General features: G+C 70.9%; 14 protein-coding genes. 10 read left to right on the plus strand and 4 right to left on the minus strand.

The window, feature by feature from the left end; genetic code table 11:
* Nucleotides 1–78 precede the first annotated feature (78 nt).
* The 6 genes from eccCa to ACIQPT_RS16130 all read left to right on the plus strand — a co-directional run bounded on the left by eccCa (nucleotide 79) and on the right by ACIQPT_RS16130 (nucleotide 7,331).
* The gene (gene eccCa / locus ACIQPT_RS16105) at nucleotides 79–4,044 is read left to right on the plus strand and encodes a type VII secretion protein EccCa (protein WP_401156385.1); all 3,966 of its coding nucleotides are present in this window, start codon (nucleotides 79–81) and stop codon (nucleotides 4,042–4,044) included.
* A gap of 115 nt (nucleotides 4,045–4,159) precedes the next feature.
* Nucleotides 4,160–4,612, plus strand: coding sequence for a hypothetical protein (locus ACIQPT_RS16110; protein ID WP_401156386.1), 453 nt, complete (start codon nucleotides 4,160–4,162; stop codon nucleotides 4,610–4,612).
* 75 nt (nucleotides 4,613–4,687) lie between these two features.
* Nucleotides 4,688–5,368, plus strand: coding sequence for a hypothetical protein (locus ACIQPT_RS16115; protein WP_401156387.1), 681 nt, complete (start codon nucleotides 4,688–4,690; stop codon nucleotides 5,366–5,368).
* A gap of 21 nt (nucleotides 5,369–5,389) precedes the next feature.
* Nucleotides 5,390–6,379, plus strand: a complete 990-nt coding sequence (locus tag ACIQPT_RS16120) for a hypothetical protein (protein ID WP_401156389.1) — start codon at nucleotides 5,390–5,392, stop codon at nucleotides 6,377–6,379.
* Nucleotides 6,380–6,610: 231 nt separating this feature from the next.
* The gene (locus tag ACIQPT_RS16125; RefSeq protein WP_401156390.1) at nucleotides 6,611–6,958 is read left to right on the plus strand and encodes a hypothetical protein; all 348 of its coding nucleotides are present in this window, start codon (nucleotides 6,611–6,613) and stop codon (nucleotides 6,956–6,958) included.
* 139 nt (nucleotides 6,959–7,097) lie between these two features.
* Entirely contained in the window at nucleotides 7,098–7,331 is a 234-nt protein-coding gene (locus ACIQPT_RS16130; protein WP_401156392.1) for a DUF397 domain-containing protein, read from the plus strand.
* Nucleotides 7,332–7,413: 82 nt separating this feature from the next.
* On the opposite strand, the gene ACIQPT_RS16135 is transcribed toward ACIQPT_RS16130, so the two are convergent.
* The 4 genes from ACIQPT_RS16135 to eccB form a co-directional block, all read right to left on the minus strand.
* Nucleotides 7,414–7,722 carry a WXG100 family type VII secretion target gene (locus tag ACIQPT_RS16135; RefSeq protein WP_401156394.1) on the minus strand — a complete coding sequence of 103 codons (309 nt, stop codon included), beginning with the start codon at nucleotides 7,720–7,722 and terminating at the stop codon, nucleotides 7,414–7,416.
* Nucleotides 7,723–7,767: 45 nt separating this feature from the next.
* Nucleotides 7,768–8,106 carry a hypothetical protein gene (locus ACIQPT_RS16140; protein ID WP_401156395.1) on the minus strand — a complete coding sequence of 113 codons (339 nt, stop codon included), beginning with the start codon at nucleotides 8,104–8,106 and terminating at the stop codon, nucleotides 7,768–7,770.
* A 257-nt stretch (nucleotides 8,107–8,363) separates the two neighbouring features.
* Nucleotides 8,364–9,593: a type VII secretion-associated serine protease mycosin gene (gene mycP / locus ACIQPT_RS16145; RefSeq protein WP_401156397.1), complete on the minus strand. Its 1,230-nt coding sequence runs from the start codon at nucleotides 9,591–9,593 to the stop codon at nucleotides 8,364–8,366.
* 56 nt (nucleotides 9,594–9,649) lie between these two features.
* Nucleotides 9,650–11,197, minus strand: coding sequence for a type VII secretion protein EccB (eccB, locus tag ACIQPT_RS16150; RefSeq protein WP_401156399.1), 1,548 nt, complete (start codon nucleotides 11,195–11,197; stop codon nucleotides 9,650–9,652).
* A 227-nt stretch (nucleotides 11,198–11,424) separates the two neighbouring features.
* Here eccB and eccE point away from each other — a divergent pair, with 227 nt between their 5' ends.
* The 4 genes from eccE to ACIQPT_RS16170 all read left to right on the plus strand — a co-directional run bounded on the left by eccE (nucleotide 11,425) and on the right by ACIQPT_RS16170 (nucleotide 19,084).
* The gene (gene eccE, locus ACIQPT_RS16155; RefSeq protein WP_401156400.1) at nucleotides 11,425–12,786 is read left to right on the plus strand and encodes a type VII secretion protein EccE; all 1,362 of its coding nucleotides are present in this window, start codon (nucleotides 11,425–11,427) and stop codon (nucleotides 12,784–12,786) included.
* Nucleotides 12,787–12,874: 88 nt separating this feature from the next.
* The gene (locus tag ACIQPT_RS16160; RefSeq protein WP_401156401.1) at nucleotides 12,875–13,612 is read left to right on the plus strand and encodes a hypothetical protein; all 738 of its coding nucleotides are present in this window, start codon (nucleotides 12,875–12,877) and stop codon (nucleotides 13,610–13,612) included.
* A gap of 341 nt (nucleotides 13,613–13,953) precedes the next feature.
* A complete protein-coding gene (locus ACIQPT_RS16165) occupies nucleotides 13,954–17,010 on the plus strand; it encodes an SCO5717 family growth-regulating ATPase (protein WP_401156402.1) in 3,057 nt (1,018 codons plus the stop codon).
* Between the two features lie 196 nt (nucleotides 17,011–17,206).
* The gene (locus tag ACIQPT_RS16170; protein WP_401156404.1) at nucleotides 17,207–19,084 is read left to right on the plus strand and encodes an ABC transporter substrate-binding protein; all 1,878 of its coding nucleotides are present in this window, start codon (nucleotides 17,207–17,209) and stop codon (nucleotides 19,082–19,084) included.
* Nucleotides 19,085–19,087 lie beyond the last annotated feature (3 nt).

Here is a 19,087-nt window from a genome sequence, read left to right on the forward strand (position 1 = left end):
CGCGCACGCAGCCACGGGGGCGTCGGTGCGGATCAAGACCGGCCTTCCGCCCGTCCGTATCGAGGGATTGATGTTCCGGTGAGCCAGATCGTCGTGAAACGACCTCCGCGGTCCCTGCCGCCGGAAGTACCGGCGGACGAGTTGACGTTGGAGGCCCCTCCGGAGCTGCCGCGCGGGCAGCAGGAGGGCATGCTGATGCAGATCCTGCCGGTGCTCGGCATGGGTTCGTCGGTGGTCTTCTTCTTCTCGCCGCAGGCCCCTCCGTTCATGCGGATCATGGGTGTTCTGATGCTCGTCTCGACGGTCGGCATGGTGGTCGCCCAGCTTGTCCGGTATCGCCGCGGTACGCAGGGGCAAATGGCAGATGTCCGCCGTGACTACCTCAAGTACCTGGCGCAGACGCGGCGCACGGTCCGGCGGACGGCGCGCAAGCAGCGCGATGTGCAGTTGTATCTGCATCCGTCCCCGGAGCAGTTGTGGTCGGTGGTGGCGGAGGGCTCGCGGCTCTGGGAGCGGCGCGTGGGCGACAAGGACTTCGCTCAGGTGCGGATCGGCCTCGGTGCGCAGCAGTTGTCGACGCCGCTGATCGCTCCGGACACCGCGCCGGTGGACGAGCTGGAGCCGATGTGCGCCGGTGCGATGCAGAAGTTCCTGGCGGTGAACGGTTCGCTGGACGGGCTGCCGATGGCGGTCTCGATGCGGGCCTTCTACCACGTGACGGTCTCCGGTCATCCGGAGGCGGCGCAGTCCACGGCGCGTTCGATGGTGGCGCAGCTGGTGACGCTGCACTCCCCCGAAGACCTGATGGTCGCGGTGGTGGCGGCCCCGGGTGCGGTGGATCGCTGGGACTGGACGAAGTGGCTGCCGCACACGCAGGTGCCGGGACAGATCGACGGGGCCGGTACGAAGCGGCTGTTCGGCGACGACCTCGGCGAGCTGGAGCAGCTGCTGGCGGGCCGTCTGGAGGGCCGGCCGCGGTTCGGGCGGGAGAGTCAGCCGGTGCTGGACCAGCCGCACGTCGTGGTGGTCCTGGACGGCGGGATGGTGCCGCCGGACTCGCTGTTCGCGGCGGCCGAGGGGCTGCAGGGCGTGACCATCGTCGAGGTGGTCTCCGGGGATCTGGACGAGCAGCGCGGCGGTCTGTCGGTGGTGGTGCGGCCGGGGCTGCTGCGACTGGAGTCGGGGGCGGGTCTGGCGTACGAGGGAGTGCCGGACACGATGTCGCTGCCGGCCGCCGAGGCTCTGGCGAGGCAGTTGGCGCCGCTGCGGACGGGCGGGGGCGACGACGACGAACCGCTGCTGGCGAACCTGGACTTCACGGATCTGCTGAATCTGGGTGATGCCGGTTCGGTCGATGTGGCGCGTACCTGGCGGCCCCGGTCGGTGTCGGAGCGGCTGCGGGTGCCGATCGGGGTCGGCGAGGGCGGTGCGCCGGTGATGCTGGACCTCAAGGAGGCCGCGCAGGAGGGCATGGGGCCGCACGGGCTGTGTGTCGGCGCGACGGGTTCCGGCAAGTCGGAGCTGCTGCGGACGCTGGTGCTGGGTCTCGCGGTGACGCACTCGTCGGAGACGCTGAACTTCGTGCTCGCGGACTTCAAGGGTGGTGCGACGTTCGCCGGGATGTCGCAGATGCCGCACGTGGCGGCGGTCATCACGAACCTGGCGGACGACCTGACGCTGGTGGACCGGATGGGCGACGCGATCCGCGGTGAGCTCCAGCGGCGGCAGGAGCTGCTGCGGTCGGCGGGCAACTACGCCAACATCCACGACTACGAGAAGGCGCGGGCCGCGGGTGCGGCGCTGGAGCCGCTGGCCTCGCTGGTGCTGGTGATCGACGAGTTCTCCGAGCTCCTCACCGCCAAGCCGGACTTCATCGACATGTTCATCCAGATCGGCCGGATCGGCCGTTCGCTGGGGGTGCATCTGCTGCTGGCCTCGCAGCGTCTGGAGGAGGGCAAGCTGCGCGGTCTGGACACCTATCTGTCGTACCGGATCGGTCTGCGGACCTTCTCGGCGTCGGAGTCGCGTACGGCGCTGGGTGTGCCGGACGCGTACCACCTGCCGTCGGTGCCGGGCTCGGGCTATCTCAAGTTCGGTACGGACGAGATGACCCGCTTCAAGGCGGCGTACGTGTCGGGGACGTACCGCACGGGCGGTGCGGACCTGTCGGTGGGGCAGCTGTCGGTCGACCGGCGGCCCGCGGTGTTCTCGGCCGCGCCGGTCCCGGTGGTGTACCGGGCGCCGGATCCCGAGCTGCTTGCCGCGGAGGCGGCGCGGGCGCAGGCGGAGGACGACGCGCTGGCGGACACGGTGCTCGATGTGATCGTGCGGCGGCTGGAGGGCCAGGGGGTGCCGGCGCATCAGGTGTGGCTGCCGCCGCTGGACCGGGCGCCGACCCTGGACCAGCTGCTGCCGGGGCTCGCGCCGACGGCGGACCGCGGGTTCACCTCGACCGAGTACGCGCGTCCGGGCGGGCTGGTCGTGCCGATGGGCCTGATCGACAAGCCGTTCGAGCAGCGGCGTGAGGTGCTGTACCGGGACTTCTCCGGTGCGGCCGGTCATCTGCTGATCGTGGGTGGTCCGCAGTCCGGCAAGTCGACGCTGACGCGGGCGCTGATCTCGTCGTTCGCGCTCACGCACACCTCGGACGAGGTGCAGTTCTACGGGCTGGACTTCGGTGGTGGCGGCATGGTCTCGCTGGAAGGGCTGCCGCATGTCGGCGGGATGGCCTCGCGGCTGGATCCGGAGCGGGTGCGGCGTACGGTCGCCGAGGTCGTCGGGATCCTGAACCGGCGTGAGGAGTTCTTCCGCGCCAACTCCATCGACTCCATGACCACCTACCGGCGCAGGCGTGCGCGCGGCGAGCTGCCCGGCGAGGCGTGGGGCGACGTCTTCCTGGTGATCGACGGCTGGAGCGCGTTCAAGACCGAGTACGAGATGCTGGAGGAGGTCGTCACCGATCTCGCCTCGCGCGGACTCGGTTACGGCATCCACCTGGTCGTCACGGCCGCCCGGTACATGGAGATGCGTGCGGCGCTGAAGGACCAGATGCTGGGCCGGCTGGAGCTGCGTCTCGGTGACACCATGGACTCCGAGTTCGACCGCAAGGTCGCGGCGAACGTCCCGGCCGGTGTGCCGGGCCGCGGTCAGGTGGCGGAGAAGCTGCACTTCATGGGTGCGCTGCCGCGCATCGACTCGGTGAGCGATGTGGCGGACCTCTCGGACGGTACGGCGGCGTTCGTCTCCACGGTGCAGTCCGCCTGGTCGGGTCCGTCGGCGCCGGCCGTACGGCTGCTGCCGCGCAGGCTGGACGCGGACCAGTTGCCGAAGGGGTTCGAGTTCCCGGAGCGGGGCATCGCGATCGGCATCGACGAGACGGCGCTGGAGCCGGTGTTCGTCGACTTCGAGACGGATCCGTTCTTCCTGATCTTCGGCGACAGCGAGTCGGGGAAGACGAACCTGCTGCGGCTGATCGCCAAGCAGATCGCGGAGCGCTACTCCCCCGACGAGGCGAAGCTGGTCGTCGGCGACTACCGCCGGGCGTTGCTGGGCGCGCTGCCGGAGCAGTATCTGCTGGAGTACGCGCCGATGGCGAGCTCGATGCAGATGCACATGGAGGCGCTGGCGGGGGTGTTCTCCCGGCGGCAGCCGCCCACGGACGTGACGCCGCAGCAGCTGCGCGACCGCAGCTGGTGGACCGGTCCGCAGATCTTCATCATCGTGGACGACTACGACCTGGTGGCGACGAACGCGGGCAACCCGCTGGCGGCGCTCGCGGAGTATCTGCCGTTCGCCCGGGACACCGGGGTGCGGTTCATCATCGCGCGCAGCTCCGCGGGTGCGTCGCGAGCGATGTACGAGGGGTTCATGCAGCGCATCAAGGAGCTGGGGGCGCAGGGCGTGGTGCTGTCCGGCGACCCGAACGAGGGCGAGCTCATCGGCCCGGTCCGCGGCCACGTGATGCCGCCGGGGCGCGGGTACTTCGTCTCGCGGCGGCGCGGGGCGCCGATGGTGCAGATCGGGCGGCTTCCGGAACAGCACTGAGACAACACCGAGACCTCGGGCCGTACACCGAAGCGATGTACTGGTGCCCGAAGGATGATCCATCGGTGCGTACGAAGGGCCGCACCGGCCATGATCGGCGGATACGGGGAATGTGATGGGTTTCGACGAGGAGTGGGCGCAGCTGCGGGCCGAGGCCACGCAGCGGCAGGCGACGAGCATGCAGCTCAACGGGGTTCCGGACGATTCCGGTCCCGGCGGGAACAACGTCCTGGCTTCGACGCCGCGGGAGAAGGCCGCGGCGGCCAAAACGATCCGCGAGGATCTGTTGGGCGACACCTCCGAGGCCATGAACAAGGCGGACGAGTCGTCGAAGGCGGCAGCCAGGGAGTTCGCCGACTGGGCCACGGGGCCGGCCATCAAGAAGCTGGACGAGACCTGGGACAAGCAGGTGACGACCTTGATGAACCGGCTCCGGGGCGAGAGCGACGGTCTGAGCGGGACGGCGAAGAACTTCGCCGGGCTCGAACTGGACATCAAGTCCCAGTTCTCTCCGCTGCTCATATCCCGGTACGGCGCGGGAACTTCGGTCGGCGACGGACAGAACTAGGTACCAGGGGCGCGATGCCGCTGCCCCTTCGCCCTCTCCTCCCCGTACGCGCAGGACGAAAGGTCCCACCCAGCCATGGAACGAACACGACTCCGGCGCGGCGGCACGCTGAGTGTGCTGCTCGCGGCGGCTCTGCTGACCGGTTGCCAGCAGGACGGCAGCGACGATGCATCCGGCGCGGCGGCGGACGGGACCGTGAGCGTGTCCGCTCTGCGAGCGGCGACCGACGAGGTCGGGCCGGACGGAGCGGACAAGTGTCCTCTGCCGTACGACATCTCCGAGGCGGCGAAGAAGGCCGGACTGTCCGGAAAGGCCGGCGTCGGCGCCGCTCCCGGCGAGGAGTCGGACGACCCCGCTGTCACCGCCGAGTCCAAGTGGGCCGTGGACGGGCCGGCCGGCTTCGCGAACCATCCCGGAGCGCTGGTCAGCTGTCGGTTCCATGTCGGCGGCGAGACCGTCGAGGTCCATACGGTCGCCACGGAGTCACGGTCGGCCGAGACCGTGCTGATGCCGGTGATGATGGCCGCCGGCAAGCTCTCGCTCGACGACAGCACGTCGTACCTGGAACGGACGACGTCCGCCGCGCCGGGTGAGGCGGTGGCCACCGAGAACGGCGGCTGCGTGACCGTACGCGTGGATCCGGCCGACGACGGCGATGCCTCGCTGGTGGTGACGGCCGGCGAAGGCGACAGCGCCGGGCCCGGCCGCGAGAAGCTCACCGGCCTCGCGCTGGCTCTGCACGCTCAGCTCGGCTGAACTCGCATGTCCGGAGCGGCCATGAAACCTTCGCTCAGTCGCAGACGCATCCACACCGTGCTCGCCGGTCTCACCGCCCTTGTGCTGGCGACGGGTGTATGGCGTCTCGTCGAAGGTGGTGACGCCACCTCGGACTGCGGGTCCCTGGCCCGGAGCCCAGCCATGGTCTCCGCACTCGGACCGGGCCACTCCGGGGATATGACGTGCCCGGAGTTGGGCGACGCGGTGAAGTCGGCCACTACGGGTGACAGCTCCGGGCCTCGGCCCGAAGAGCGGGCCAATGCTATGAAGAAGGTCTTCAACGCGGTCAGCGACAGCGTTGAGGTCGGCCGTGGTCTTCCCGCTGAAATTCGTCGGCCCCTCGCCGAAGCCCTGGCGGGCTATACGGATGACCTCCAAGAAGTCCTGGACGGTACGAACTCGCGCTACCACGACGCCGGGGGCCCCTCCGGGGCCGTGTGGAAGGGAACGGACGGGTTCCACGTCTCCGTGTACAAGACGTCGCTGGTCCCCGTACTGCGAGCTCTGTCGGAAAGCCCCGAGGCGTACGCCGTGCTGCGCAATGCCCAGACCGACTGGGGAGCACGCACGCTCGCAGCGGCCCCGGCGGATTCGTCCGATGCCGCTCTGATGACGCTTGTCACGGTGAACGCCGCCGCGCTGGGCACGTATGACGGCATCGCGGCGGACATCGTCCGGGCGAAGAAGGGAACGTCGGGCGAGGAGTGGGCGGACACCGTCTACGGGTCCCTGCGCGAGCCGTCGCGCTTCCTGCCCCGTGCCGTGCCGTCCACCGCGGTGTCCGACGAGATCACCAGGGGCTGGCGCGAGACTCTCTCCACCGTCCCGGACAACGAACGGATCGATCACCTGAAGAAGCAGGGCACCCACACGTGCGGGGCGTGGAGCGACGCCCACGAGTTCACGGCGGAGAAGCGGGCCGCTTGTGTCTCCGACTGCCGTGGGCGGGCGGAGGGCTCCTACCAGGACGTGGTTCGGAGTCTGTCCTGACAACCGCTGTCGGGCCGATGGCCGACAGGACACGAGCGGGCAGGACAGGGAACGGGTGAAGGAATGGGGTTCTTGAACCGCTCAAGGAGGCAATCGCATCCCAGGATCTTCGTCGCCGGGTGTGCGGTACTGGCCGTGGCGGCAGGCGGGCTCTGGTTGTTCCTCGACCGGGGGCTCGGCGGTGACGCGTCCGGCTGTGGGGAGTTGGGCCGGGCGACGAAGGAGCCGGCCGTGCCTGCCTCCTCCGGGGACGGGCACACCCGGGAAGCCGCCGCCGCGATGAAGAACATCCTGCTGGCCGTGGACGACGACATCCGGCGCAGGGAGCAGCTGGGTGTCGACGCGGCCTTGCGTCAGCCCCTGGCGGAGTCGCTCGCCGCGTACGGGGACGTCAACGTGATGCTCACCAATCCGACGGACTCCGTCCATGTGCGGGAGAGTCTCTCCTCCCGCGGGCCGTGGGAAGCGGAGGACGGCTTTCACGTGGCGGTGAACGACGACTCGCTCGTGCGGGTGATCAGGGCCGTGTCCGTGGACCCTGCGGCGTACGCGACGGTCCGCACCGCGCAGACCTCCTGAGTGCTGCGCGCGGTGTGACCTGCCGTACGGGGCCCGGCCGGCCGGGCGATGGCTGATCCCCACCCCCGCGCGCCGGGGACGGAGATAATCTGCAACGGGGCGATGAGCACGTTCCCGCAGCGCGAGAGAGAGGCAACTGATGGGCACCCAGCAGGAGAAGGACGAGCTGTACGCACTCGACATCTCGGGGGTGGAGTGGCTGAGCGCCCCCGGGACGGAAGAGGCGGAGGAGCGGGTGGAGATCGCTCATCTGCCGGGTGGTGCCGTGGCGATGCGGTCCTCGCTGGATCCGGACACCGTGCTGCGCTACACGGAGGCCGAGTGGACCGCCTTCGTGCTGGGGGCGCGGGACGGGGAGTTCGACCTGACGTAGCCCGTGCGGCACGCGAGAGGGGCACGCTCACGGTGGAGCGTGCCCCTCTCTGCCGTCCGCACGCGGTGGTGCGAAGGGTGGTTCAGAACGCCTCGGTGAACAGGCGCGAGGACTTGACGTCCGTGGAGCGGTAGCTGTCCTTGCCGCTCTCGACGATCTGGGCGACCATCTTCAGGCGCCTGTGCATGTCGTCGGCACGCTTCCTGTACTTGCCCTGGAGGATGACGTACTCGGCGTGTGCCTCACCGTCCCAGGTGCTGGTGACGACCTTGAGGGCGGCATCCATCGCGTCCAGGTCCTTGCCGATGTTGCCCGAGACTAGGCGGATGCGGTTCGCCATCTCCTGGACGGTGTCGTACCTGACCTTCGTGTTGCCCGGGTCTCCGGCCATCAGTGATCTCCCGTGTGTGAAGTGGTATGGGTGTGGTGGGACGGCTCAGATGCCGTTGAGCGCGGAGCTGTTCTTGGCCTTGTTGAACGCCGCGTAGACCTCTTCGTCATTGGCGTTGCTGAGGTTCTTGGTCTGGCTCACGGCCTCCAGGAGCACCTTGAGAAGGCGCCGGATGACGTCGTGGTCCTCGTTGAGCTGGATCTGCGCGGACGCGAATCCCGCGGCTCCGACACCCGTCCAGCCCGCACTGACGGTGGCGAGGATGTCGGCGAGTTCCCGTGACTGCCGGGACACGGCGGTGGCCGTCTCGATGATCGAGTTCTTCGCCGAGATGATCTTGTCGTCGGCCAGTCCGAAGTTGGCCGAGGGGTTGGGCGTGCTCATCCGAGGTCCTCTCTCTCACTTTCCGGACCTGTCCGCGCGACGCGGGCAGGTTCTCTGTCCCCCGTGTGATCCGGATCAGGAGTGGGGTTCAGGCAGGTCCCTGAGGTGCGTGGCGGTGTTCCCACGCCCTGGACTTCGGACTCGGCCACTTCTCGTTCCCCCATCACACACGTGAAGTCTGCTACCACCCTAGCCACTTCGGCATCTCACCCCAACTGCGGTTTATCGGGAGAGAGCTTCCTCACCCGTCGCCCTTCTCAGCGCACGGCGCGTCGTCGCCGGACATCACGGATGACGGTCGCGGTGCCCGCGACGACGGAGACGAGGACGGCCGCGAGGGCGAGCGCGTAGGTGGCGTAGCGCTCGCTGCGCTCCTGCGAGGTCTCGGACATCGCCAGGTGGGCGGGCTCGGGGGCCGGGGCCTTCGGCATGGGCGGATCGGGCTTCGGCGCGGGCTGCGGGACGTCGTCCTTGCCGCCCGCGAGGGCGCGGACCGGGTCGACGACGCCCCATCCGACGAACGCGTCATGGCCGGTGATGGAGCGTTCGGCGGTCTGCTCGATCCGCGCGATGATCTCGGCGGGCTTCCAGGCCGGGTACTTGGCGACGAGGAGGGCGGCGACCCCGGCGACGTACGGGGCGGAGAAGCTGGTGCCGTTGTCGCTGCACTGTCCGAAGCCCGGGACGGTGGAGATGATGTCGACGCCCGGTGCGGCGACCCCGACGAACTCGCCGGCCTGCGAGAAGGCCGCCCGCTCGTTGTTGCGGTCGGAGGAGGCGACGGCGAGGACCCCGTCGAAGGCCGCCGGATAGGTGTTCTTCCGCTTGCCGTCCATGCCGTCGTTGCCCGCGGACGCGACGACCACGATGCCGGCCTGGATCGCCCGTGCCACGGCCCTGCCGAGCGCGGAGTCGGGGGTCAGCGGTTTGGTGGTGTCCTGGGAGATGTTGATGACGTCGGCCTTCTTGGCGATCGCGTGGTCGATCGCGGTGGCCATGGTGGTGTCCTTGCCGCTGTTCTTCTCGTCGTTCTGCCGGATCGGGATGATGGTGGCCTCGGGGGCCAGGCCCACGAATCCGGTGCCCTTGGCGGGGCGTGCGGCGATGATGCCGGCGACCTTCGTGCCGTGGCCGATCGCGTCGCCCGTGCCGTCCGCCTTGCCGCCCTTGAGGAGGTTGCGTCCGGCGCTGGTGTCGACGGCGGGCTTGAGCTGCGGATTGGTGTTGTCCACGCCGGTGTCGATGACGGCGACCCGGACGCCCTTGCCCTTGGTGTCCTGCCACAGTTCGTCGAGCAGGACGCGCTGGAGCGACCAGGGGCGTCCCTCGAACTGCTTCTTCATGGGAAAGGTGCACTCGCCGCTGCCGTTGATCCCGAGGTCCCCGGAACCGGGCCCTTCGGCGGCGTAGGCGGCGTGCGGCACGGCCAGGACCGCCAGTGCGGCGGCCGCCACCACCGGCAGCCGTGCGGTCTTCCGGTCCAACATCTGTTCCTCTCCCCCGGGTTGTACGGTCTCGCGCATCGGGCCGGCCGGACGGCCGGTCAGGATCCCTGCGGCTGGCGGGCGCTGTTGGTGTCGAGCCGGGGGCCCTTGGACAGCCAGTCGGACCACTCGATCGGTACGAGCGAGGGCGTCACCTTCTCGTAGCCGAGCCGGATCTGGGCCTGGCTGGGCTCGGGCCGGCCGTCCTGGGTCTTCTGGCCTCCGGTGCCGATGTCGGAGCGCTCGGCGTCGCTGTCGCCGTTGGCCTGCACGGCGTACCGCAGCCCGGTGTCGGTGACCAGGAACAGCGAGCCGTCCGGGCGGGTCTGCCCGGTCCGCATCTGGGTGTAGAGGAGTCCGCTGCCGGGGGTGACGTAGGTGCTGGTGCCGCCGGCGCTGATGTCGGCGGGGTACGTCGCGCCCGCCCAGGTGGTGAGCGTGGTGCGCCCCCGGTCGTCCACCTTGGTGAGGACGTTGCAGACCGTGTCCCGGCTGCCGTTGCCCCCGGTCGAGTTGACCTGGGTCGCCTTCCGCTCGGGCCAGCGCTCGCCCTGCCCGGCGAACGGCTGCCCGTCGGGGATGAAGTCCTGGAGGCCCACGGCGCGGGCCTCGCTGTTCAGGTTCAGCTCGGCGGTCTGCGGCGAGTTGATGAGCAGCCAGGCGGTGAACTCGGAGATGGGCTGGGCCTTGTCCTCCAGGACCACGTAGTGCTGGGTACCTTCTCCGGTACGGGTCTTCAGCACCATGCCGACCTTGTTCTCGTCGGCGGAGAGCTGCCCCTGGACACCCGCGGGCACACCGACCGTGCCGGGGATCCGCGGGAAGGCGACGGGGCTGCCCTCGTGGAGCGTCGCGAGCCAGTCGTCGGTGACGGGCTGCGGCGTGCGGCTGCCGACCAGCGCGTTGGTGAGCATGCCGTTGTCGGCTGCGGTCTCGTTCACCAGATACTTGGTGCCGGTCGCGTCGACGAGGTAGCGGGCCTTGCCCTTCTGCCCCTGGACGTACAGCACCTGACCGCCGCTGAGCTGCTTCGTGCCTTCGGTGAGCTTGTTGTCGCGGCCCGCGAGGACGAAGGCCGCCTTCTGCACGGTGTTGCCCTTGCCGCCCGGCTGTACGCAGACGGCCCAGCGCTTGCCGGTGCCGGCGTCGGTCGACTCCGGCAGCCGGTCCGGCGCGTACGGAATGCCGAGGATCGGGCCGCGCGGCGGCTTGCCGGCGTCCAGGATGTTGTCGGCGACCTGGATGACGCCGAACTCCTGCGGGGTGAGCAGAAGCCGGGCCGAGGCGAGGTTGAGCACGGGGTGGAGGAGGTTCTTGCGGTCCTTGCCCTTGCCGGTGGGGAGCACCACGTAACGGGTGGTGGAGTCCTTGCCGACGATCACCTTGGAGCCGGGCTTGTCCCAGTCCTTGGGAGCGGTGGGCTTGAACATGCCCCAGGCGCCGAATCCCGCCAGCACCAGCGCACCGACGATCAGGCTGGGAACGACGGCCCGCAGCGGCCGGGGAGCGCCCTCCTCGGTACCGGTGGCCGACGGTTGGAGGAATGCGGCGACCGTGCGCTTCTTCGCAAAGGTGTACGCGTTGAGCTCATCCCGCCGTGATGCCATGAGTCTGTCTGTCTCCCGTGTCTCCCCGCGCGGCCCGGGAGCGGGCGATGCCTGCGCTCCCGTGCCGGACCCCGGATGCCGGATCCTGCTGCCGGACCGGCCCCCTACTATGCCTGCTGACGCCGGGCCCCGGTGGGCCGGGTAGGGTGATCCAGCCCCCAAGCCCCCGGCGGGGCAGGGGCGATCGGGTTGACTTGGGGCCTTACGAACGGGGGAATGCCGGAATGATGGCTTCCGCAACGCGGACACGTCAGGCCGGGCACGGGGCCTCCTCGGGGGTCCGGGGAGCAGGGGGGCCACCGGCGCGACGCCGGGGTTCCCGCTCCGCCGCCCGGGGCCCGTCGGGTACTCCGGCCCGGACCGGCGGACCGGCCGCCCCCCGGCTGAACGGACGTGCCGGACAGTTCGGTTCGTTCCGATTGCAACAGCTCGTACTCATCGAAATCGCCGCCGGTCTGCTGCTCACCGCCTGGGTGATCGATCCGCTGCTGCTCGCCCCGGCCGGGGTGATCGCGGCGGTGCTGGTGCTGCTGGCCGTGGTCCGCAGGCACCGCCGGTCGCTGCCGGAGTGGCTGAGCACGGTCATCGCGCTGCGGGCCCGCACCCGCCGGGCGGCCGGGTCGACGCTGCCTCCGGACACCGAGCCGGGGCTCGCGCCGGCCGTCGAGTGCGATCCGGCGCTGCGCACGCGTTCCTTCAGCGACGGCGACCGGCGGCCGGTCGGGATCGTCGGCGACGGTACGTTCGTCACGACGGTCGTGCAGGTCGAGTCGGACGCCACCGCTCTGCGGCCCGACCGCTCGGCCCATCCCCTGCCGTTGACGCTGATCCGGGACGTGCTGGAGGTCGACGGCATCCGGCTGGAGTCCGCACAGATCGTCCAGCACACCCAGCCCGCCCCCGCACCGCACCTCCCGCCGCAGTCCGTCGCGGCGCGCAACTACGCGCCGTTGCAGGCCCAGACCGGTTCCCCGGCGCTGCGGATCACCTGGATCGCCCTGAAGGTCGACCCGGAGCTCTGCCCGGAGGCCGTGGCGGCACGCGGCGGGGGCATCGTCGGCGCTCAGAAGTGCGCGGTACGGGTGGCGGACCAGCTGGCGAGCCGGCTCACCGGCGCGGGGTTCCGGGCGACGGTGCTCACCGAGCAGGAGCTGACGTCCGCCATCGCCACGTCGGCCTGCGTCAGCCCGATGGCGATGACGCATGCCAGCCGCGCCGAGACGCCCGGCCGGCGGACCCAGGAGACGGCGCGCACCTGGCGCTGCGACGACCGGCGGCACACCACCTACTGGGTGGCGCGCTGGCCGCAGTTGGGCGGCGGCGGTGCGTCGATGCCGCAGCTCGTGGCGCTGCTCACCTCACTCCCGGCGCTGGCCACCACCTTCAGCCTGACGCTCGCGCAGGGCGACCGCTCCGAGGTCTCGGTCACCGGTCACGTCCGGATCACCGGCCGCAGCGACGAGGAACTCCTGGCCGCACGCCATGAGTTGGAGCGCACCGCACGCGGCGTGAAGACGGCCCTGGTGCGGCTGGACCGCGAACAGCTGCCCGGCGTCCTCGCCACGCTGCCGCTGGGCGGAACCCGCTGATGCCGGCGGAGAAGCAGCCGGAGAGGCACGCGGAGAAGACGGAGAAGCACGCGGTCATGGTCACCGGGACGTACGGGAGCAGGTACTGATGTCCACTCCGACGAGGCCCGCCCAGCCGGGCAGCCGTGCCCGGCGCGGTTTCGGGCTGATCGGCCCCCGCCGCGGCCGCCACACGATCTCCCTCGACGAGCTGGCCTCGCTGGGGCTGCCGGTCGGCGACGACGGCACGGTGATCGGGGTCGACGCCGAGGGCCGCCCCGCGGTCCTCGGTATCAACCGGCCCACCCCGTACGAGGTGACCCTGATCGGCGGCATGTGGACCGCGCAGGTCCTGGCGCTGCGCGCCGCCGCGACCGGGGCCCGGATCGCGGTGGAGACGGGCCGGGCCCAGGCCTGGACCTCGCTCGCGCAGGCGGCGGGCGGCGGGCAGCCGTGCATCTCGCTGCACGACGTCGGCCGGGTGCCGCCGCAGGGTGCGTCCGCCGGTTCGCCGGTGGTCGTCGTCCGCGACTGCGGGATGCGACCGCCGCGCGGCCGGGTGGTGTCGGGGCCGTGGCAGTCCGTGGTGACGCTGCTCCCCTATCTCAGCCCGGTGGCTCCGCGGCTGATGAAGAAGTCGGCGCTGGTCGGCATCCAGCGGGTGTCACCGGACGAGGCGGCGCAGATCGGCCGCATCATGAACCTCTCGCCCGCCGAGGCCCAGGCGCTGTCCACCCTGGCCGACGGCGTCACCCTGTGGTGCACGGACCGGGACCGCCAGTTCGTGATGACCGAGGCCACGGACGCCGAATCAGGGCTGCTGGGCACCGCACGCCGGATGGACTGAGCGGGCGCGCGCCTCCGATCCGGCCCGGAGGCACTCATCCCCGACCTGATCGACTTGTGCGGGTCCTGTGGGGAACTTTGCGCACACGTGCCGCTCTTGGCCCGTTCTCGTACCGCTCCCTGTTCGCTCCTGGTCGGCCGGTGACGTAACGGACAGGTTGAGCGATGCCGAACGCCCTGCCTGAGTTCCCCGGATGGCGATTAGGGTGGGTGGGGCGCGGCACAGGAACCTGCGAGCAGGTGATGCGCGTCGCAAGGGGGAGAGCCGGGCGGACCGGACATCGGGAACGGTCGCCCCCACCCACCACGGCACAAGGGTGCTCGACCACACCAGGAGGCAAAGTGAACGGCGATCGGGACGAGATCCGCGGCGGATGGGACCTGCCCGTCGACGAGTCGTCCGACGCGGATCCCGCCGAGATGACGGGTGAGTTCACCATCGACTACACCCCTCCCGCCTGGTACACGCAGAACGCGGCGGGGGACTCGTCGGGGGGAGCGGGCTCGCACCTCGCGCCCCCTCCGCCGCCGGTCGGGGCGCCCGTCTCCGCGCCGGACCTGTCGGCGGCGCCCGGCGGCTTCGACCCCAACTGGGCGCCGGCACCGGCCGAGCCCGCCGCCCCCGCGGCTCCGGAGGCTCCGGCCTCCCCCGCCGGGCCGGAGACGCCGCACGCGCAGACGCCGCACGCGCAGACTTCGGCCGCGCAGACCCCGGACGCTCCGGCCGCTCCGGCCGCTCCTGTCGCCGAGACCGGGGACGCCGGTCCGTTCGGCGGCGGCGATGTGGAGAGCGGCGCGACGATGCGGTTCTCGCCCGCCGCGCTCAAGCGGGAGATCGCGGAGCGCGAGGCGGAAGCCGCAGAGGGATCCGGGGCCGCTTCCGGATCCGGATCCGAATCCGGGGCTGCCGCGGAAGGCGCATCCGATGCCGCGGTGAAGGACAAGGACGACGAGAAGGCCGATGCCTCCGTCTCCGGGACGGACTCCGAGGACGCGTCCCCGTCCGGTGCGTCCGGTACATCCGGTACGCCCTCCGAGTCGCCTGCCGCTCTTCCCTCGCCCAGCGACACGGACTCCGCGGACGACGGGGCGAGCACCGCCGAGGCCCCGGGCCCCGTTGACGTACCCGCCGTCGACGCCGTCGCGGACGCGGGTCCCCAGGGCGCCACGCCCCAGGACGCGCCGCCGCCCACCGCCGACGCCCCGCAGGCCGCCGCCGCACCGGTGCCGTGGTCGCCGCCCGCACAGGGTGGCGCGCTGCCGCCGCTGCCGCCCGCCTTCCAGCCGGCCGCCCCGGCGCCTTCCGCGCCGCAGCCCGCGGCGCAGTGGCCCGGCTCCGCCCCGGCCGACGAGGCGCCCGGCGGCTACGGCTTCCCGCAGGCGGCCCAAGCGCCTCAGGCACCTCAGCCGCCCCAGGCCCCCCAGCCGCCGCACCAGCAGCAGCCGTACCCCGGTCAGCCCGGTCAGCAGCCCGGCCCCGGCGCACCGCTGCCGCCGCAGGCCCACCCCCAGGCCCCCCAGGGCGCGGGCGGTTACGGCTTCCCGCCGCAGGGCGGCTACGGCTTCCCGCAGACCGGCCGGCCGGGGCAGCCGGGGCAGCCGGGGCAGGTCCCCCACCAGCCGGGGCAGGCCCCCAACGCGCCCCAGCCCAACGCGCCCTTCCCGGCCCAGGGCACCCCGAACCTCCCCGCCCCCGTCGCCCCGCAGCAGCCGGAGGCGTACGGGCAGCAGCAGCCCCAGGCCCAGCCCCAGGCCCAGCCACCGCACCAGCAACCCCCGCAGCATGCTGTCGACCCGCGTACGGGCGGAGCCTGGCCCACCCCGGTCGCGCACGACCAGCGCGAGCGGTCGGTGCCCGGTGCCCCGCTCGGGTACACCGCGGCCGTCGAGCTCTCCTCCGACCGGCTCGTGCGGGGCAAGCAGAAGGCCAAGAGCAGCCGTAACCCCTCCGCCGCCTCCCGGTTCAAGCTGGGCGGCAAGAAGGAGGAGGCCGAGCGGCTGCGCAAGCTGGAGCTGATCCGCACCCCGGTGCTCTCCTGCTACCGGATCGCCGTCATCAGCCTCAAGGGCGGTGTCGGCAAGACCACCACGACGACCGCGCTGGGTTCGACGCTGGCCACCGAGCGGCAGGACAAGATCCTCGCCATCGACGCCAACCCGGACGCGGGCACGCTGGGCCGGCGGGTGCGCCGCGAGACCGGGGCGACCATCCGCGACCTGGTCCAGGCGATCCCGTACCTCAACTCGTACATGGACATCCGGCGGTTCACCTCGCAGGCGTCCTCCGGTCTGGAGATCATCGCCAACGACGTGGACCCGGCGGTCTCCACGACGTTCAACGACGAGGACTACCGGCGCGCGATCGAGGTGCTCGGGAAGCAGTACCCGATCATCCTCACCGACTCGGGCACCGGGCTGCTCTACAGCGCGATGCGCGGGGTCCTAGACCTCGCCGACCAGCTGATCATCATCTCGACGCCCTCGGTCGACGGCGCGTCCAGCGCCTCCACGACGCTGGACTGGCTCTCGGCGCACGGGTACGCGGACCTGGTGCAGCGTTCGCTCACCGTCATCTCCGGCGTCCGCGAGACCGGCAAGATGATCAAGGTGGACGACATCGTCCAGCACTTCGAGACGCGGTGCCGCGGCGTCGTCGTCGTGCCGTTCGACGAGCACCTGGCGGCGGGCGCCGAGGTCGACCTCGACATGATGCGGCCCAAGACCCGTGAGGCGTACTTCCACCTCTCGGCGCTGGTGGCCGAGGACTTCGCGCGGGCCCAGCAGCAGCAGGGGCTGTGGACGGCGGACGGCCAGAACCCGCCTCCGCAGTACGCCCCGCCGATGCCCGGTCAGCAGGGATACCCGGGACCGGGCCAGCAGGCGCCGGGCCAGCCGATGCCGGGACAGCCGGCGCAGGGACAGCCCGGCGGCCCCGGTCAGCCCGGAGCAGGACAGCAGGCTCCCGGTCAGCAGATCCCCGGACAGCCGATGCCCGGTCAGCAGCCGTACGCACCCCAGCAGCCCGGCCCCGGCCAGCCCTATCCGCCGCAGCAGCACCCCGGCCAGCCGCAGTCGTACGCCCAGCAGCCCCACGGGGGACAGCAGCCCTACGGCGGACAGCCGCCGTACGGGGGATATCAGGCGGCCGGTCAGCCGGGTGCTCCGCAGGCCCCCTACCCCCCGCAGGCGGCCCCGGGCGGACCGCAGAACGGGTGGCAGCAGGCTCCGCCGCCGCAGGCCGGGCCGGGTGCGCCCGGGGGCGGTGCGCCGCAGCAGGGGCAGCCGGAACAGCAGGGCGGGCAGGGCAACCCGGCAGGCCAGCCCGATCTGCACGGGCCGGTGCCTCCGGCCGGCTGGCAGCAGACGCCTCCGCAGCCGCCGCCGGCACCTCAGCAGTAGGACATAAGAGGTTTAGACCAATGAGGGCTCGCACCGTTCAGGCGGTGCGAGCCCTTCCGTATTCCCGCAGCCCACACACGGTTTGACACACCGTTGACGAGCCTCGACCACCGCTGATAAACCTTCGCTTCACCAACTGGCGAACCAGAGATCTACCCGCCTTCTCCCAGCGAGTGATGACGTGAGGTCCCCGTCCATGGTCACAAGAGTCCCCACCCGCTCCTCCCGGCCACGCCGACGTCTGCGCCTCCTGCTGGCCTCCGGCGCCGCCGCCCTGGCGCTCACCGCCGGGTCCGTCGTGCCCGGCAACCTGCTCGCGCCCGCGCCCTCCGAGGCCCGCGCCGACGACGGGAAGACGACGCTCACGGTCGCCGTCGCGCAGAGCGTCGACTCGCTCAGCCCGTTCCTCGCGCAGCGGCTGGTCAGCACGAGCATCCACCGGCTGATGTACGACTACCTCACCAACTACGACGCCAAGGACAACAAGGCGATCCCGGGCCTCGCCACCGCGTGGGAGCCCTCCGCCGACAAGCTGACATGGACGTACACGATCCGGTCGGACTCGAAGTGGTCCGACGGGCAGCAGGCCACCGCCGAGGACGCGGCCTGGACGTTCAACACGATGATGACCGACGAGGGCGCCGCGACCTCCAACGGCAGCTTCGTCGGCAACTTCGAGACGGTGACCGCGCCCAGCAAGGACAAGCTGGTCATCAAGCTCAAGGAGCCGCAGGCCACGATGGCCGCGCTCGATGTGCCGATCGTCCCGAAGCACCTCTGGGACAAGGTCGACGACTTCTCGAAGTTCAACAACGACAAGGAGTTCCCCATCGTGGGGAACGGTCCGTTCATCCTGACGGACTACAAGGTCGACAGCTATGTGAAGCTCAAGGCCAACAAGGACTTCTGGCGCGGGTCGCCCAAGTTCGACGAGCTGGTCTTCCGCTACTACAAGGACCAGGACGCGGCCGTGGCCGCCCTGCGCAAGGGTGAGGTCTCCTTCGTCGCGGGCAGTCCCAGCCTGACCCCGGCCCAGTCCGCCTCGCTGCGGAGCGCCCCGGACATCAAGGTCAACGACGCCCCGGGCCGCCGCTTCTTCGCGCTCGCCGTCAACCCCGGAGCCCGTACCAAGGACGGACAGGAGTTCGGCGACGGCCACCCGGCGCTGCGGGACCAGAAGGTGCGGCACGCGCTGTTCAAGACGGTCGACCGCAAGACCATCATCGACAAGGTCTTCCAGGGGCACGCCGTGGAGGGCGAGGGCTACATCCCACCGCGCTTCGGCGACTACTTCTGGAAGCCGTCGGCGGACCAGAAGCTCTCCTACGACCCGAAGGCCGCCGGGGCCCTGCTGGACGAGGCCGGGTACAAGAAGAACGGCCAGGGCAAGCGCGTCGGCAAGGACGGCAAGCCGCTCGACTTCCGTATCCTCTGCCACGCCACCGACCCCAACGACAAGGCGATCGGCAAGTACCTCCAGGAGTGGTGGGGCGCGCAGGGCATCGGACTGAAGGTCGACTGCCTCGACAACGTCTCCGACCCCTGGTTCGCGGGTGAGTACGACCTCGCCTTCGACGGCTGGTCCGTCAACCCCGACCCCGACTTCGTCCTCTCCATCCACACCTGCGCCGCCCTGCCGTCCAAGGCGAAGGAGTCGGCCACGACCGACAACTTCATCTGCGACAAGCAGTACGACGAGCTCTACAAGAAGCAACTGGCGGAGTACGACCCCGCCAAGCGGGCGGATCTGGTCAAGCAACTGGAGTCGCGGCTGTACGACACCGGGTACATGAACGTCATGGCGTACCCGAATGCCGTCGAGGCCTACCGCACCGACCACATCGAGTCCATCACCACCATGCCGTCGGCCGCGGGCAACATCTACGGCCAGGACGGCTACTGGAGCTGGTGGTCGGCGGTCCCGGCCGCCGGGGCCTCCTCGTCCGGTTCCTCCGACTCCGGTGGCTCCTCCACCGGGGTGCTGATCGGGGTCGGGATCGCCGTCGTCGTCCTCGCCGGTGGCGGACTCCTGTTCGCCATGCGTCGCCGCTCCACCGCGGAAGACCGTGAATAGTCC

The organism is Streptomyces sp. NPDC091289 (assembly GCF_044757365.1).
In the GTDB taxonomy this organism is placed as follows: domain Bacteria; phylum Actinomycetota; class Actinomycetes; order Streptomycetales; family Streptomycetaceae; genus Streptomyces.

Coding starts and splice junctions, on each gene's coding strand:
- ACIQPT_RS16110 (WP_401156386.1), top strand. CDS start 4,160: ATGGGTTTCGACGAGGAGTGGGCGCAGCTGCGGGCCGAGGCCACGCAG.
- ACIQPT_RS16115 (WP_401156387.1), top strand. CDS start 4,688: ATGGAACGAACACGACTCCGGCGCGGCGGCACGCTGAGTGTGCTGCTC.
- ACIQPT_RS16120 (WP_401156389.1), top strand. CDS start 5,390: ATGAAACCTTCGCTCAGTCGCAGACGCATCCACACCGTGCTCGCCGGT.
- ACIQPT_RS16130 (WP_401156392.1), top strand. CDS start 7,098: ATGGGCACCCAGCAGGAGAAGGACGAGCTGTACGCACTCGACATCTCG.
- ACIQPT_RS16135 (WP_401156394.1), bottom strand. CDS start 7,722: ATGGCCGGAGACCCGGGCAACACGAAGGTCAGGTACGACACCGTCCAG.
- ACIQPT_RS16140 (WP_401156395.1), bottom strand. CDS start 8,106: ATGAGCACGCCCAACCCCTCGGCCAACTTCGGACTGGCCGACGACAAG.
- mycP (WP_401156397.1), bottom strand. CDS start 9,593: ATGTTGGACCGGAAGACCGCACGGCTGCCGGTGGTGGCGGCCGCCGCA.
- eccB (WP_401156399.1), bottom strand. CDS start 11,197: ATGGCATCACGGCGGGATGAGCTCAACGCGTACACCTTTGCGAAGAAG.
- eccE (WP_401156400.1), top strand. CDS start 11,425: ATGGCTTCCGCAACGCGGACACGTCAGGCCGGGCACGGGGCCTCCTCG.
- ACIQPT_RS16160 (WP_401156401.1), top strand. CDS start 12,875: ATGTCCACTCCGACGAGGCCCGCCCAGCCGGGCAGCCGTGCCCGGCGC.
- ACIQPT_RS16170 (WP_401156404.1), top strand. CDS start 17,207: ATGGTCACAAGAGTCCCCACCCGCTCCTCCCGGCCACGCCGACGTCTG.